This window comes from Aquitalea pelogenes (genome assembly GCF_041914625.1).
In the GTDB taxonomy this organism is placed as follows: domain Bacteria; phylum Pseudomonadota; class Gammaproteobacteria; order Burkholderiales; family Chromobacteriaceae; genus Aquitalea; species Aquitalea pelogenes.
Genome location: NZ_JAYSDA010000045.1, coordinates 1 through 12,966, shown reverse-complemented (window position 1 = coordinate 12,966; position 12,966 = coordinate 1). Strand labels below are relative to the sequence as shown.

At 58.2% G+C, this 12,966-nt stretch carries 14 protein-coding genes; 3 read left to right on the top strand and 11 right to left on the bottom strand.

The window, feature by feature from the left end:
• The 9 genes from ACE3SE_RS21150 to gmk all read right to left on the bottom strand — a co-directional run.
• Nucleotides 1-1,294: RNA polymerase sigma factor region1.1 domain-containing protein (locus ACE3SE_RS21150; RefSeq protein WP_374558077.1), on the bottom strand; the 1,294-nt coding region annotated here is incomplete at its 3' end.
• 71 nt (nucleotides 1,295-1,365) lie between these two features.
• Entirely contained in the window at nucleotides 1,366-3,147 is a 1,782-nt protein-coding gene (dnaG, locus tag ACE3SE_RS21145; RefSeq protein ID WP_374558075.1) for a DNA primase, read from the bottom strand.
• Between the two features lie 62 nt (nucleotides 3,148-3,209).
• Entirely contained in the window at nucleotides 3,210-3,656 is a 447-nt protein-coding gene (locus tag ACE3SE_RS21140) for a GatB/YqeY domain-containing protein (protein ID WP_374558073.1), read from the bottom strand.
• 106 nt (nucleotides 3,657-3,762) lie between these two features.
• The gene (gene rpsU / locus ACE3SE_RS21135; protein ID WP_045845443.1) at nucleotides 3,763-3,975 is read right to left on the bottom strand and encodes a 30S ribosomal protein S21; all 213 of its coding nucleotides are present in this window, start codon (nucleotides 3,973-3,975) and stop codon (nucleotides 3,763-3,765) included.
• A gap of 131 nt (nucleotides 3,976-4,106) precedes the next feature.
• The gene (locus tag ACE3SE_RS21130; protein ID WP_045845442.1) at nucleotides 4,107-4,901 is read right to left on the bottom strand and encodes a thiazole synthase; all 795 of its coding nucleotides are present in this window, start codon (nucleotides 4,899-4,901) and stop codon (nucleotides 4,107-4,109) included.
• A 24-nt stretch (nucleotides 4,902-4,925) separates the two neighbouring features.
• Nucleotides 4,926-5,126 (bottom strand): sulfur carrier protein ThiS, encoded by a 201-nt coding sequence (gene thiS, locus ACE3SE_RS21125; RefSeq protein WP_045845441.1) that lies wholly within the window; start codon nucleotides 5,124-5,126, stop codon nucleotides 4,926-4,928.
• A 3-nt stretch (nucleotides 5,127-5,129) separates the two neighbouring features.
• A complete protein-coding gene (locus ACE3SE_RS21120; RefSeq protein WP_374558070.1) occupies nucleotides 5,130-7,286 on the bottom strand; it encodes a RelA/SpoT family protein in 2,157 nt (718 codons plus the stop codon).
• A gap of 23 nt (nucleotides 7,287-7,309) precedes the next feature.
• Entirely contained in the window at nucleotides 7,310-7,516 is a 207-nt protein-coding gene (gene rpoZ / locus ACE3SE_RS21115) for a DNA-directed RNA polymerase subunit omega (protein ID WP_045845439.1), read from the bottom strand.
• Between the two features lie 70 nt (nucleotides 7,517-7,586).
• Nucleotides 7,587-8,216, bottom strand: a complete 630-nt coding sequence (gene gmk / locus ACE3SE_RS21110; protein WP_374558068.1) for a guanylate kinase — start codon at nucleotides 8,214-8,216, stop codon at nucleotides 7,587-7,589.
• 167 nt (nucleotides 8,217-8,383) lie between these two features.
• Between gmk and ACE3SE_RS21105 the strand changes: the two genes are divergently transcribed.
• Nucleotides 8,384-9,682: an NCS2 family permease gene (locus ACE3SE_RS21105; protein ID WP_045845437.1), complete on the top strand. Its 1,299-nt coding sequence runs from the start codon at nucleotides 8,384-8,386 to the stop codon at nucleotides 9,680-9,682.
• A 100-nt stretch (nucleotides 9,683-9,782) separates the two neighbouring features.
• Nucleotides 9,783-10,340, top strand: coding sequence for an adenine phosphoribosyltransferase (locus ACE3SE_RS21100; RefSeq protein ID WP_045845436.1), 558 nt, complete (start codon nucleotides 9,783-9,785; stop codon nucleotides 10,338-10,340).
• 67 nt (nucleotides 10,341-10,407) lie between these two features.
• On the opposite strand, the gene ACE3SE_RS21095 is transcribed toward ACE3SE_RS21100, so the two are convergent.
• Together ACE3SE_RS21095 and ACE3SE_RS21090 are read right to left on the bottom strand one after the other, a co-directional pair.
• Complete coding sequence (locus tag ACE3SE_RS21095; RefSeq protein ID WP_374558065.1) at nucleotides 10,408-11,238, bottom strand: DUF1700 domain-containing protein; 831 nt, start codon at nucleotides 11,236-11,238, stop codon at nucleotides 10,408-10,410.
• A complete protein-coding gene (locus ACE3SE_RS21090) occupies nucleotides 11,235-11,573 on the bottom strand; it encodes a PadR family transcriptional regulator (RefSeq protein WP_131355748.1) in 339 nt (112 codons plus the stop codon). The genes ACE3SE_RS21095 and ACE3SE_RS21090 overlap by 4 nt, the downstream gene beginning before the upstream one ends.
• A gap of 212 nt (nucleotides 11,574-11,785) precedes the next feature.
• Here ACE3SE_RS21090 and ACE3SE_RS21085 point away from each other — a divergent pair, with 212 nt between their 5' ends.
• Nucleotides 11,786-12,823 (top strand): patatin-like phospholipase family protein, encoded by a 1,038-nt coding sequence (locus ACE3SE_RS21085; protein ID WP_374558063.1) that lies wholly within the window; start codon nucleotides 11,786-11,788, stop codon nucleotides 12,821-12,823.
• Nucleotides 12,824-12,966 lie beyond the last annotated feature (143 nt).

Sequence of the window (12,966 nt, the reverse complement as noted above, 5' to 3'; positions counted from 1 at the left end):
CCTGGATCAGGTCGAGGAACTGCAAGCCACGGTTGGTGTACTTCTTGGCGATGGAAATCACCAGACGCAGGTTGGCCTCGATCATTTCCTTCTTGGCACGGCGCGCCTTGGATTCACCCGCCGACATCTGGCGGTTGATTTCCTTGAGCTCCTTGATCGGCAGCATGGCGCGATCCTGCAGCTCGGACAGCTTGGTCTGCTTCTCGATGATGGCGTACTTGAAGCGGGTCAGCGCCTCGCTCCAGGCCTTGCCGGAATCGATTTCGGTTTCCACCCAGGCGGTGTTGATTTCGTTGCCGGGGAATACCTTGATGAAGTGAGTGCGGTCCATGCGCACGCGCGTCACGCAGATATCCTGGATATCGCGTTCGAAGGTACGGATTTCGTTGACGCGACGGCGCAGCGATTCACACAGCGATTCGATCTGGCGGGTGGAGAAGCGCACCATCATGAATTCGGTGGTGATGGCGTCTTGCAGTTCCAGATAAGCCTTGGACTTGGAGCCTTCTTTTTCCAGTACCTTGACCATCTTGTCGAACATCATGCGCACACCGGCAAAGTGCTCCAGTGTCTGCTGCTTGAGTTCTTCCAGATTGGCCAGATTGGCGGCTTCGGCGCTGGCTTCGTCGTCCTCGGCCTCTTCTTCCTCATCTTCCAGTAGGGCGTCTTCTTCGACTTCCGGCTCGGCAAACGGGATCGCCGCTGCTTCAGCGGCTTCGGCGTTGGGGTCGATGAAACCATCCACCACTTCATCAACGCGGATTTCTTCCTTGCCAATGCGCTCGACCAGCTCCAGCACTTCGGCAACCGTACCCGGACAGGCCGAGATCGCCAGAATCATGTGCTTGAGGCCGTCTTCGATACGCTTGGCAATTTCGATTTCGCCTTCGCGGGTCAACAGCTCGACCGAACCCATTTCACGCATGTACATGCGCACCGGGTCGGTGGTGCGGCCAAACTCGGAATCCACCGACGACAGGGCCGCCTCGGCTTCTTCCACCGCATCTTCGTCGGCCACGGCCGGCGTGGCATCGGACATCAGCAGGGTTTCTGCGTCCGGTGCTTCGTCATAAACCTGGATGCCCAGACCGGAAATCATCGTGACGATGTTTTCAATCTGTTCGGCATCGGACACATCTTCCGGAAGGTGGTCGTTGATCTCGGCGTAGGTGAGATAACCACGTTCCTTGCCCAGGGCAATCAGCTGGCGCAGCCGTTTACGCTGCTCTTCCAGGCTCATGACCTGTTCTTCGTTGTCCTGCACATCTTTTTGATTTTCGGGAGAGGCCGCCATTTTGCTTCCTGCTTTAAAAAAGCCGAAAAAAACAGTTGATTATAACACAACTACGTCACTTCCACCCGGGCTCACGGTGGTGAGCCGAGCAGGTCTCGGAGCAGTTCCCTGAATAATGCTTTTTCTTCCGGACTTAGACCTTCATTACGGTCTTTCAGTTTTAGCCTTTCCACCTGGGCTTCACGCAACATTTTCAACAGCCTGGCATTGCCATGCTGAAACTGGATGCGGTCATCCTCGCCGGGATCGGCAAACTCGTCCGGATCCTGCATGGCCTGGTGCAATACACTGTCGATCAGCCCTTCGTAGGGGGTGCCACGCAAGCCCTCTATCAATTGCGCCGTATTGGGCGGCTGTTCGTGTTGTTGCACGCTTTCGGCCAACATCGCAAAGCAGGCCAGCTCGTCGGACAGCGGCAGGCTGTCCGGCAAACTCACATCGCAGGCCCACGCCGGGTTCATCAGCAGCCATTTGATCTGCTTGTGAACAATGGGCGTGTTGATCTGGCGATATGATTCCTCCGGCAAACGGTATTCCCGCTTGCCCTTGCGCTCCGGCGCCTTCTTGCCTGTGGTCAGCATGTCGAAATCGTCGACGTCCATGCCGGCAAGTTCTGCCAGCCGCTTTCTGATCATGAAGCCAAGCGCCGGTGCTGCAATCTGTGCCAGAAGCGGGCTGGCCTGTTTGATCAGGTCGGCACGCCCTTCCGGCGTATTCATGTCCACGCGGCCTGTCAGCTCGCGGGTAAAGTAAACCGACAGTGGCAGGCTGTGCTCTGCCAACTGTTGTTCGAATGCCTCGGCACCGAACTCCCGTACATAACTGTCCGGGTCGTGTTCTGACGGCAAGAACAGGAAATTCAGCGCCTTGCCATCCTGCAATTGCGGCAGGCTGTTTTCCAGCGCACGCCAGGCTGCCTTCTGGCCAGCCTTGTCACCGTCAAAACAGAAATAAACCTGGTCTGCATGGCGCATCAGCTTGCGCACATGCTCACCGGTAGTCGCCGTTCCCAGTGTGGCAACCGCATAGCTGATGCCGTACTGGGCCAGCGCCACCACATCCATATAACCTTCAACCACCAGTACGCGGTTCTTCTCGCGAATAGCCTGGCGGGCTTCGTACAGGCCGTACAGCTCACGGCCTTTTTCAAACAGCACCGTTTCCGGCGAGTTCAGATACTTCGGCTCCCCTTTGCCCAGCACGCGACCACCAAAACCGATGATGGCACCACGCTGGTTGCGGATGGGAAACATCACCCGCTCACGGAAACGGTCGTAACGCTTGCCGCTTTCCTCGTTGAAAATGACAAGGCCGGCATCCACCAGCTTGTCATCCTGATACTGCGGAAAAACAGCTTGCAGGTTCTGCCACTCACCCGGGGCATAGCCCAGACCGAAACGACCTGCCACTTCGCCGCTGACACCGCGCCCTTTCAGGTAACTGATGGCAACCGGGGCCGACTTCAACTGCTGCTTGTAATAACCGGCAGCCAATTGCATGGCTTCTTCCAGCGACATCTGGCGTTCGCGCGCCACCCGGCTTGCTTCCGGGTTGGCGGTACGCACCTGCGGCACTTGCATGCCGATACTTTCGGCGAGCAGCTTGACGGCGTCGACAAAGCCCAGCCCCTGATACTCCATGACAAAGCCGATGGCCGAGCCATGCGCACCACAGCCAAAGCAGTGATAGAACTGTTTGCTGGGGCTTACCGTGAAAGAGGGGGATTTTTCCTTGTGGAACGGGCAGCAGGCCAGATAGTTCTGGCCTGCCTTTTTCAGCGGGACATAGCGATCCACCACGTCGACCAGATCGACACGGGACAGCAACTGATCAACAAAGTCCTGTGGAATCAACGCCGAACACCTGCCTTACACGGAAAAAACATTACCGGCACCATGCGGCAACCGGCCGGAGATCAGGCAGAGAGCCTGGCCTTGATACGCGTCGAAACCAATGCCATATCGGCTCGACCAGCCAGCTGGGGACGCAACAGGCCCATGACCTTGCCCATGTCCTGCATGGAAGCCGCACCGCTATCGACCACGGCCTTGGCAACCAGCTCGTCGATTTCAGCCTCGGACAGTTGCTGCGGCATATAGGCCATCAGCACAGTCATTTCGGCTTTTTCCTTGTCGGCCAGGTCCTGGCGCTGAGCTGCTTCGTACTGGGAAATGGAATCACGGCGCTGCTTGAGCATCTTGTCGATCACCACCACGATGGCGGCATCATCCAGCTCGATGCGTTCGTCCACTTCCTTCTGCTTGATGGCTGCCATCAACAGGCGAATTGCGGCCAGACGCTCGGTTTCCTTCGCCTTCATGGCGGACTTCATATCATCGCTGATACGGACTTTGAGGCTCATGTCGTGCTCACGGGAGGGCCATGTCAAGACATGGCGAGAATTCTGGAGTACAAATGGCAAAACCGCAGGCATGGCCTGCGGTCCCGCTTTATGACCGATGCAACTCTTAGTAGAGTTTCGGCGGCAGCATCTGGCTGCGAATGCGCTTGTAGTGGCGCTTAACGGCAGCAGCGTGCTTACGCTTGCGTTCGGTGGTCGGCTTTTCGTAGAACTCGCGAGCACGCAGTTCGGTCAGCAGACCGGTTTTTTCTACAGCGCGCTTGAAGCGACGCATGGCGACTTCGAACGGCTCGTTTTCTTTAACGCGAATATTCGGCATTGACTCAAGTATCCTTAGATTTCTAGGCTGCGCCCATAGGGCAACCTATAAAAAACAGCATTTTAACAACAATACGCAGTTTGTAAAAGTCTGAAGCATTCCCGGCAAGCTTTTTGTGGCGCTTTTGTGCATCACGGCTTGCGAGAAGAAATCACCCCCTCACTAGGAGAACTTGGTACAGCGCTATAAAAACGTTTCGGCATCCGCTCTGCACAGTAGGCAGCACGGCCAGCCTCGACAGCCAGTTTCATGGCATGCGCCATCAATACCGGATTGCCGGCAGCGGCAATTGCGGTATTCATCAGCACGCCATCACAACCCAGTTCCATGGCGATGGCCGCATCGGAGGCGGTACCCACCCCGGCATCCACCAGCACCGGCACACTGGATTGCTCGATGATCAGTTTCAGGTTCCACGGATTCAGAATGCCCATGCCGGAGCCAATCAGGCTGGCCAGCGGCATGATTGCGCAACAGCCTATCTGTTCGAGCTCACGCGCAATGATCGGGTCATCGGAGGTATACACCATGACATCAAAGCCTTCGGCTACCAGCACTTCGGCAGCTTTCAGGGTTTCCTTGACGTTGGGGAAGAGATTGCCGGAATCACCCAGCACTTCCAGCTTCACCAGCCGGTGATCATCCAGCAGCTCGCGCGCAAGGCGCAAGGTACGGATGGCATCCTCGGCGGAATAACACCCCGCCGTATTGGGGAGCAGAGTGTAACGGTTTCGCGGCAAAAAATCGAGCAGATTGGGTTCGCCTGCGTTTTGGCCCAGATTCACGCGCCGGATGGCGACGGTGACGATATCGCAACCGGAGGCATCCAGCGCCTGGGCGGTTTGTTCGAAATCGCGGTATTTGCCGGTGCCAACCAGCAAACGGGAATTGTATGCCTTGCCTGCGATGACCAGTTGATCCTGCACTGTCTACTCCTTGCTACGGTATTGTCAGCCGCCGCCAACGGCAACGACGATTTCCAGCTCATCCCCGTCGGCCAGGGCCATCACGGCATGCTGGCTGCGCGGTACGATTTCTCCGTTCAGCTCGACGGCAATGCGCTTGTCTCCAATCTCCAGCGCCTGCACCAGCTCGGCCACCGTGGCCAACCGGGCGAATTCTTTCATTTCACCATTGATGCGCAATTGCATGTGTTATCTCCGCTCCGTCCGCTGCACCACCACCAGGCTTTGCACGGCATTCAGTACGCGGGAGAGGTGATCCACACTCTCCACCTGCAAACGGAAATGAATGTGGATGAAGCCATCACCCACATGGGTGTCCTGCGTGTCCACGCTTTCGATATTGGCCGAAGCCTGGGAAATGGCAGCGGCAATATCCGCCAGGGCACCGCGCTCGTTGCGCGCCAGCACGCTGACGCTGACACCGAACATGCGGTCGCGCTGGGTTTCCCAGTTCACATTCAACAGCTTGTCATGATCGACACGCTGCACATTCGGACAAGCCACCCGGTGAATCACCAGGCCCTGCCCCTTGGTGATGACACCGAGGATTTCATCACCCGGCAGCGGATTACAACAGCTGGACAGCTGAACCGTTCCACCTTCATTGCCACGGATGGTGACAGGGCCAACCTTGACGTCCTCGCCAAGACGCTCACCCGCCAGCTCCACCAGACGGCGTGCCACGGCAATGGGCAGCAGCTTGCCGGCGCCGATTTCTGCCAGCACTTCGGCAAAGCCTTGCAGCTTGTCGCCATGCACCGCCATGTACTCGGCCTTGAGTGCATCGTCCAGCAGCAGCGGTGACACCGCCAGGGCACCAATCGCCTGCTTGAGCAGTTTTTCACCCAGCGTGGAAGCTTCTTCGCGCTGCAGGCTCTTCAGATAATTGCGAATGCCGGAGCGCGCACGACCACTCTGCACGAAGGTGAGCCAGGACGGGTTGGGCTTGGCCTGGGTGGAGGTGATGACTTCCACCGTATCGCCATTGCGCAGCACGGTGCGCAGGGGCATCAGCACATGATTGACGCGCGCGGCAATACAGCGATGGCCGACGTCGGTATGTACGGCATAGGCAAAGTCGACCGGGGTGGAGCCTTGCGGCAGCACCATGATCTTGCCCTTGGGGGTGAACACGTACACTTCGTCCGGGAACAGGTCGATCTTGATGTGCTCGAGGAATTCGACGGCGTCGTCACTCTCCTCCTGCATGTCCAGCAGGCTTTGCAACCACTGGTGCGTGCGCTGCTGGGCAGTATTGATGCCGGCATCGCCGCTCTTGTACATCCAGTGCGAAGCCACACCGGCTTCGGCCACACCGTTCATTTCACGGGTGCGGATCTGCATTTCCACCGGCGTGCCGTACGGGCCGAACAAGGTGGTGTGCAGACTCTGGTAGCCATTGCCCTTGGGAATGGCGATGTAATCCTTGAACTTGCCCGGAATGGGTTTGTACAGACTGTGCAGGGCACCCAGCGCCAGATAGCAACTGGGAATGTCGTTCACCACCACGCGGAAACCGTAAATATCCAGCACCTCGGAAAACGACAGGTGTTTTTCCTGCATTTTCTTGTAGATGCTGTACAGGTTTTTCTCGCGCCCCTTGATGGTGGCTTCGATATTGCTTTCCACCAGCCGCTGGCTGACAGTTTTCAGGATTTTGTTGACCACTTCGCGGCGATTACCGCGTGCGGCACGCACTGCCTTGGACAGTACGCTGTAGCGATGCGGATGCAGGTGCTTGAAGGCCAGATCCTGCAGTTCGCGGTACACCTTGTTCTGACCGATGCGGTTGGCAATCGGCGCGTAGATTTCCAGCGTTTCCAGCGCAATGCGCTGGCGCTTGTCCTCGCGCATGGAGTCCAGCGTGCGCATATTGTGCAGCCGGTCAGCCAGCTTGACGATGATGACGCGGATGTCGCGCGCCATGGCCAGCACCATCTTGCGGAAGTTTTCCGCCTGGGCGGTTTCCTTGGTCTGGTATTCCAGCCTTTCCAGCTTGGAGAGGCCGTCCACCAGGTCGGCCACCACCTTGCCGAACTTCTCCACCAGGGTGGGCTTGGTCACCCCGGTGTCTTCCAGCACATCATGCAGCAACGCCGCCGCGAGGCCCTGCACATCCAGCCGCCAGTCGGTCAGCATGGTGGCTACGGCCAGCGGGTGGGTGATGTAAGGTTCGCCGCTCTTGCGCGTCTGGCCTTCGTGCGCTTCACGACTGACTTCGAATGCCTGGCGCAGCAGTTGCACGTCTTCCGGCTTCAGGTAGCGCGCCGCCGCCTCGAAAAAGGCCACGGCTTCGCGCTCGATCAGTGCGTTGTAGTCGATGACGCTCTGAACTCCGGTCTCCATGCTTCGCTCCGCCACCACCCAGATCAGCCCTTGTTGCGCGTCAGGACTTCACGACCAACATGGCCAGCCGCGATTTCACGCAGCGCAACCACGGTAGGCTTATGACGGCCGGCATCCACAAAGGCGGTGGCACCGGAGGCTACCTGACGGGCGCGGTAAGCTGCAGCCAGGGTCAGGTCAAAACGGTTCTGGATACGATCCAGGCAGTCATCTACGGTAATACGTGCCATGTGATTTCTTTCATGAATGAAACGCAATGCGTTTAACTATATCGAGTTTTGCCGGGGCAACCAATGCGTGCTAGCTGCGCTGCACGCCCATGCGCGCCAGTGCCGGAGCCAGCCGTGCCACTTGCACGGCAGCACGCAGGCGGCGTGCACGGAAAATACTGATCAGGTCCAGCCGGGCGCGTTCGAAGTCATCGTTGACCACGATGTAGTCGTATTCTGCGACCTTGTCGATTTCCGAGCGGGCAGAGGCCAGGCGACGCAGAATGACTTCTTCGGTATCCGTGCCACGACCGCGCAGGCGGCGTTCCAGCTCTTCGATGGACGGCGGCAGAATGAAAATGCCAAGTGCCTCGGGGAAAACCTTGCGCACCTGCTCCGCCCCTTGCCAGTCGATTTCCAGCAGGATGTCGCGCCCCTCTTCCAGGCGGCTTTGCAGCCAGCGCACGCTGGTGCCGTAGAAATTGCCATACACTTCGGCATATTCCAGGAAGTCACCGGCGGAAATCATGGACTGGAAAGTCGCATGATCGACAAAATGATAATGCTGACCATCCACTTCACCGGTGCGGGCCGCACGCGTGGTGTAGGAGATGGACAACTCCACCGCAGGTTCGGCCTGCAACAGGGCAGACACTAAAGAGGTTTTGCCGGCACCGGACGGGGCCACTACGATATAGATGTTCCCGACTGCTTTGGTCATCAAACGCGCTTCCTGCCAAAGAAAGGGTAATTTTTCAGAATACCACAGACTGCTTTTCCGGTTAAGTGCAAAAGTATCTTCATGTCAAGATTTAGGTATTTGTCTTCACACCGAAGTAAAATCGCGCGTCTTCACCAAACCATAACAAGGCTCGGAGCATCTCTGACATGCAAATACTGGAAAGCTTTTTCAAGCTGAGGGAACACGGCACTTCGGTCAAGACCGAAGTCATTGCCGGCTTCACCACTTTCCTGACCATGGCGTACATCATCCTGGTCAATCCGCTGATCCTGTCGGCCACCGGCATGGACCTGAACGCAGTCTTCGTGGCGACCTGCCTGGCCGCTGCACTTGGCACCGCCATCATGGGTCTGGTAGCCAATTATCCGATGGCACTGGCACCGGGCATGGGCCTGAATGCTTATTTCACCTTCAGCGTGGTCAAGGGCATGGGGATCCCCTGGCAAGCGGCTCTGGGTGCGGTATTCATTTCCGGCATCGTGTTCCTGGCTGTCAGCCTGTTCAAGGTGCGTGAAGCCATCGTCAACGCCATTCCGCGTTCGCTCAAGTTTGCCATTTCTGCCGGTGTCGGCATGTTCCTGGCCATCATCGCGCTGAAAGATGCCGGCGTGATTGCTGCGCATCCGGCCACTTACCTGACGCTGGGCAACATCCACAATCCGACCACCCTGCTGGCCATTCTGGGCTTCTTCCTGATCGTGGCGCTGGAATACCGCAAGGTGCCGGGCTCCATCATCATCGGCATCCTGGTGGTGACCGCACTGTCCATCGCGCTGGGCCTGTCCAAGTTTGAAGGCATCTTCGCTCCGGTACCGAGCATGGAACCCACCTTCATGAAGATGGATCTGCACGGTGCCATGAGCGCCGGTCTGGTGGGCGTGATCTTCGTGTTCTTCTTTGTCGACCTGTTTGACACCACCGGCACGCTGGTGGGTGTGTCGCACCGCGCCGGCCTGCTGGACAAGGACGGCAAGCTGCCGCGCCTGAAGCGCGCCTTGCTGGCTGACTCGGTGGCCATCACTGCCGGTGCCATCATGGGCACCTCCTCCACCACCGCCTATATCGAATCCGCCGCCGGCACCGCCGTGGGTGGTCGTACCGGCCTGACCGCCACCGTGGTGGCCATCCTGTTCCTGGCCTGCCTGTGGATTTCCCCGCTGGCCAAAACCGTACCGGCCTACGCCACCGCACCGGCCCTGTGCTATGTTGCCGTGCTGATGGCACGCGGTCTGGCGGAAATCGACTGGAGCGACCTGACCGAGTCCGCCCCTGCGGTGATGACTGCACTGGCCATGCCGTTTACCTTCTCGATTGCCGACGGTATCGCTTTTGGCTTCATCAGCTATGCTGTGATCAAGATTCTGGCTGGCCGCTTTGCCGACCTGAAACCGGCGGTCGTGGTGATTGCCGCACTGTGGATCTTCAAGCTGGCATTCTTTGCCTGATCCTGATCCGGTCACTCAAGGCCTGCTGCGTGGTGCGGCGGGCCTTTTTGCTTTGTGCGACAGCAAACACGGTCGCTTCATTTGAAAGTACAATAGCGCCATGGAAAATCTCAGCAATCTCGACTATTCCAGCTATCTGAAAGGCTGGATCCGCACCGTGCCCAACTGGCCCAGCCAGGGCGTGATGTTCCGCGACATCACCCCGCTGCTGCAAAACCCGAAAACCTTCCGCATGCTGATCGATATCTATGTGCATCGCTACATGCTGGAAAAGGTGGATCTGATTGCCGGGCTGGACGCACGTGGCTTCATCATCGGCTCGGTACTGGCTTACGAACTGAATGTCGGCTTCGTACCCATCCGCAAGAAAGGCAAGCTGCCATTCACCACGGTGGCAGAAGAATACGAGCTGGAATACGGCAATGCCACGGTGGAAATCCACACCGATGCCTGCAAGGCGGGTGACCGGGTAGTGCTGATCGACGATCTGGTCGCCACCGGCGGCACCATGATGGCCGGTTACAATCTGCTGAAAAAACTGGGGGCGGATGTACTGGAAGCCGCCGCCATCATCGAGCTGCCGGAACTGGGCGGTGGCAAGCTGATCCGCGATAGCGGGCTGGATGTCTTCACCGTCTGCTCCTACGACGGCCATTGAGGCTCTCAGCGTCATCACCATGCAAAACGGACCCGCGGGTCCGTTTTTGCTTGTCACTCCAGACTAGTCAGACATCCCTCCCCCTGGCCTTGTCCAGCAAACCCAGCTGGTAACGGCCATAGGCCAGCAAGCCATGCCAGGTCCAGCGCGCCAGCAAGTAGCATAGAAACAAGCCGCCACCACCCAGCGCCATCAATAACAAGCCGGTCAGCAGCATGCCATGGCGGCTGAGGCCCCAGTCCAGACCACCGATATCCACCTGCCCGGTTTCATCCTTGATCTGCAGCCGGCCAAGCGCCTCGCTGGCATTGCGCTCCAGGCTGACCGTGCCATCACTGGACTGGATATGGATGCTGGCCCGGCCGGACGACGCCTCGCGCACCACATCAACCGTTTCGCCATTACGGCCACGGATATGAATGTTGCCCGCCGGGCCGCCCTGGGCAAAATCGGACCAGATGGCCCGGACATCACGGGATTCGTGGATGGCCGGCCAGCCGAACAGCTCATTGCACGCCAGGGTGCCAAACAGCACCAGACCGCCAATCAGGATGCCGGTGGACGCCAGTGCCGCCATGGTCAGCATCCACAGATAAAACAGGAAGGGAACGGCCAACAGGAAGTTGATCAGGCCCATGCCGGCAATGGCGCCCACCACGGCAAACAGGTTGCCGAGCGTCTTGCGATCCTCCCAGCGGGCAATGTGGTGACGCGCCATCAGTTCCCGCGCCAGTTGCTGCGGGTCACCCAGGCCTGCGGCAATGTCCGCCTCACTTCGGCCTGCAGCCAGTCCATCGCGGAAATATTCCTGATAATCGGCGATGATTTCCTGTCTCTCTTGCTGCGGCAGTCGCGCCAGTGCGTCCTTCAACTGACGGATGAATTCCTGTTGGTTCATGCTGTTTCTCCCGTGGCCCGGCCTGCGGCCAGTTGCAACACACTGTTTACGTCGCCGACAAACTCCTGCCATTCCTGTTGCATCAGTGCCAGCTGGCGTCGGCCTTCTGCCGTCAAGGTGTAGTACTTGCGCGATGGCCCGCTGGCCGACTCCACCAGATAAGTCGATACCCAGGCCTCGGCCTGCAGGCGGCGCATCAGGGGATACATGGTTCCCTCACTCACCTCCATGCTGCGCGACAGGATGCTCACCAATTCGTAGGCGTAACTGTCCCCTGCCGCCAATGCAGCCAGCACACACATGTCGAGCGTGCCCTTCTTCAACTGTGTTTTCATGTTTCACCCCTACCTTGCATTGCACGATAGTTTGACGTGCCCAACGCAAGGTCAGACCGGATTCTAGTTCCAGCTATTGTGTATTGCAAGGTACATGGTAAAACCACGTAGCCAAACAGACAGCTCCTTCTAAGAATTTTCTTAACAAATCAAAGAAAATTCACAATTCATAAAGCATAATTCTGATTATTTCCCATGCAGGAGTGGCAGACATGAGCAGCAAGAAGAAATCGCTGGCGCTGGTACTGGGCGGCGGCGCCCCTAACGCCACCTTGATGGCAGGTTCGCTGGTAGCCTTCATCGAAGCGGGTGTGGAGTTCGACATCATTTCCACCTCGGGTGCGGGTGCCATTGTCGGCTTGCTCTATACCGCCGCCAAAGGGCAGGAGCCGAAAGCCGCGCTGGAAAAACTGGCCGACATGGGCGTTGCCGATGCGCTGTACTCTGTCTTCCCGGTCAACTTCAAGGTATTCAACAAACCCGGCCCGCTGGCCGACCTGTGGCGCCAGTGGCAGCAGGCCAATCCGGTACTGCAAGCCATCCAGGCCCAGGCAGACCAGGGCCCCCTACAACGGCTGGCGGCAGACTGGAGTAGCTGGCTGATGGCCACGCTCTGCCCCAGCGATCTGAACGCCAAAAGCCAAGGCCTGTGCGCACATGTACCGTTTATCGACCAGGTAGTGGACTTTGCCAGACTGGCGGACATCAAGCCGCAGTTTTATCTGAATGCCTACAACCTCAGCAAAAAGCGCATGGATTGCTGGAACAAGCAGCAGATCAATCACGAACATTTTCTGGCCGCGCTGTCCTTCCCGCTGATCTATCCGCCTTACCTGCTGGATGGTGATTACTACATCGAAGGCGCTGCCATTGACACCCTCAACTTCAAGCGCCTGTTCCAGGATCACCCTTATATCGATACCACCGTGGTATTCGATGTACTGGGCAGCGAAGAGATCCTGCATCCGCCGCGCGATCTGTACGACGCCTGGGTGCAATCCATCATCACCCCGCTGACTGAAATTGCCCGAGATGACCTGAAGCTGTTCGAGGCCCTGCATAACAAGGATGCCGAGGGCAAGCCGCGCACCAAGTTGCTGCGCGTGGCCTATGACAAGTTCATCCGTCCGGAACAGCGCGAGCAGGAGCTGGACTGGTCCTACTCCAACCTGTCGCAGATGTATCAGGCAGGCTACGCGGCCGGACAGGCATTATGCCGCGACCATGCCGCGGAACTGGGCCTGGCCTGATTCTGCCGCCACCACGCAACAAGGGCTGCCATGGCAGCCCTTGTTGATCCACATCTCACCTGCCCTTCAGCCGACGTCGCAACGCCGTCGCAGGTGTTGCAGCGCCCTGCCTCAGTACCACTCGATACCGCTCTTCTCGGTGG

What these genes read in the sequence shown, in the direction of transcription:
- ACE3SE_RS21140 (WP_374558073.1), bottom strand. Translation starts at nt 3,656, where the DNA reads ATGAGCCTCAAAGTCCGTATCAGCGATGATATGAAGTCCGCCATGAAG.
- rpsU (WP_045845443.1), bottom strand. Translation starts at nt 3,975, where the DNA reads ATGCCGAATATTCGCGTTAAAGAAAACGAGCCGTTCGAAGTCGCCATG.
- thiS (WP_045845441.1), bottom strand. Translation starts at nt 5,126, where the DNA reads ATGCAATTGCGCATCAATGGTGAAATGAAAGAATTCGCCCGGTTGGCC.
- ACE3SE_RS21120 (WP_374558070.1), bottom strand. Translation starts at nt 7,286, where the DNA reads ATGGAGACCGGAGTTCAGAGCGTCATCGACTACAACGCACTGATCGAG.
- rpoZ (WP_045845439.1), bottom strand. Translation starts at nt 7,516, where the DNA reads ATGGCACGTATTACCGTAGATGACTGCCTGGATCGTATCCAGAACCGT.
- gmk (WP_374558068.1), bottom strand. Translation starts at nt 8,216, where the DNA reads ATGACCAAAGCAGTCGGGAACATCTATATCGTAGTGGCCCCGTCCGGT.
- ACE3SE_RS21105 (WP_045845437.1), top strand. Translation starts at nt 8,384, where the DNA reads ATGCAAATACTGGAAAGCTTTTTCAAGCTGAGGGAACACGGCACTTCG.
- ACE3SE_RS21100 (WP_045845436.1), top strand. Translation starts at nt 9,783, where the DNA reads ATGGAAAATCTCAGCAATCTCGACTATTCCAGCTATCTGAAAGGCTGG.
- ACE3SE_RS21095 (WP_374558065.1), bottom strand. Translation starts at nt 11,238, where the DNA reads ATGAACCAACAGGAATTCATCCGTCAGTTGAAGGACGCACTGGCGCGA.
- ACE3SE_RS21090 (WP_131355748.1), bottom strand. Translation starts at nt 11,573, where the DNA reads ATGAAAACACAGTTGAAGAAGGGCACGCTCGACATGTGTGTGCTGGCT.
- ACE3SE_RS21085 (WP_374558063.1), top strand. Translation starts at nt 11,786, where the DNA reads ATGAGCAGCAAGAAGAAATCGCTGGCGCTGGTACTGGGCGGCGGCGCC.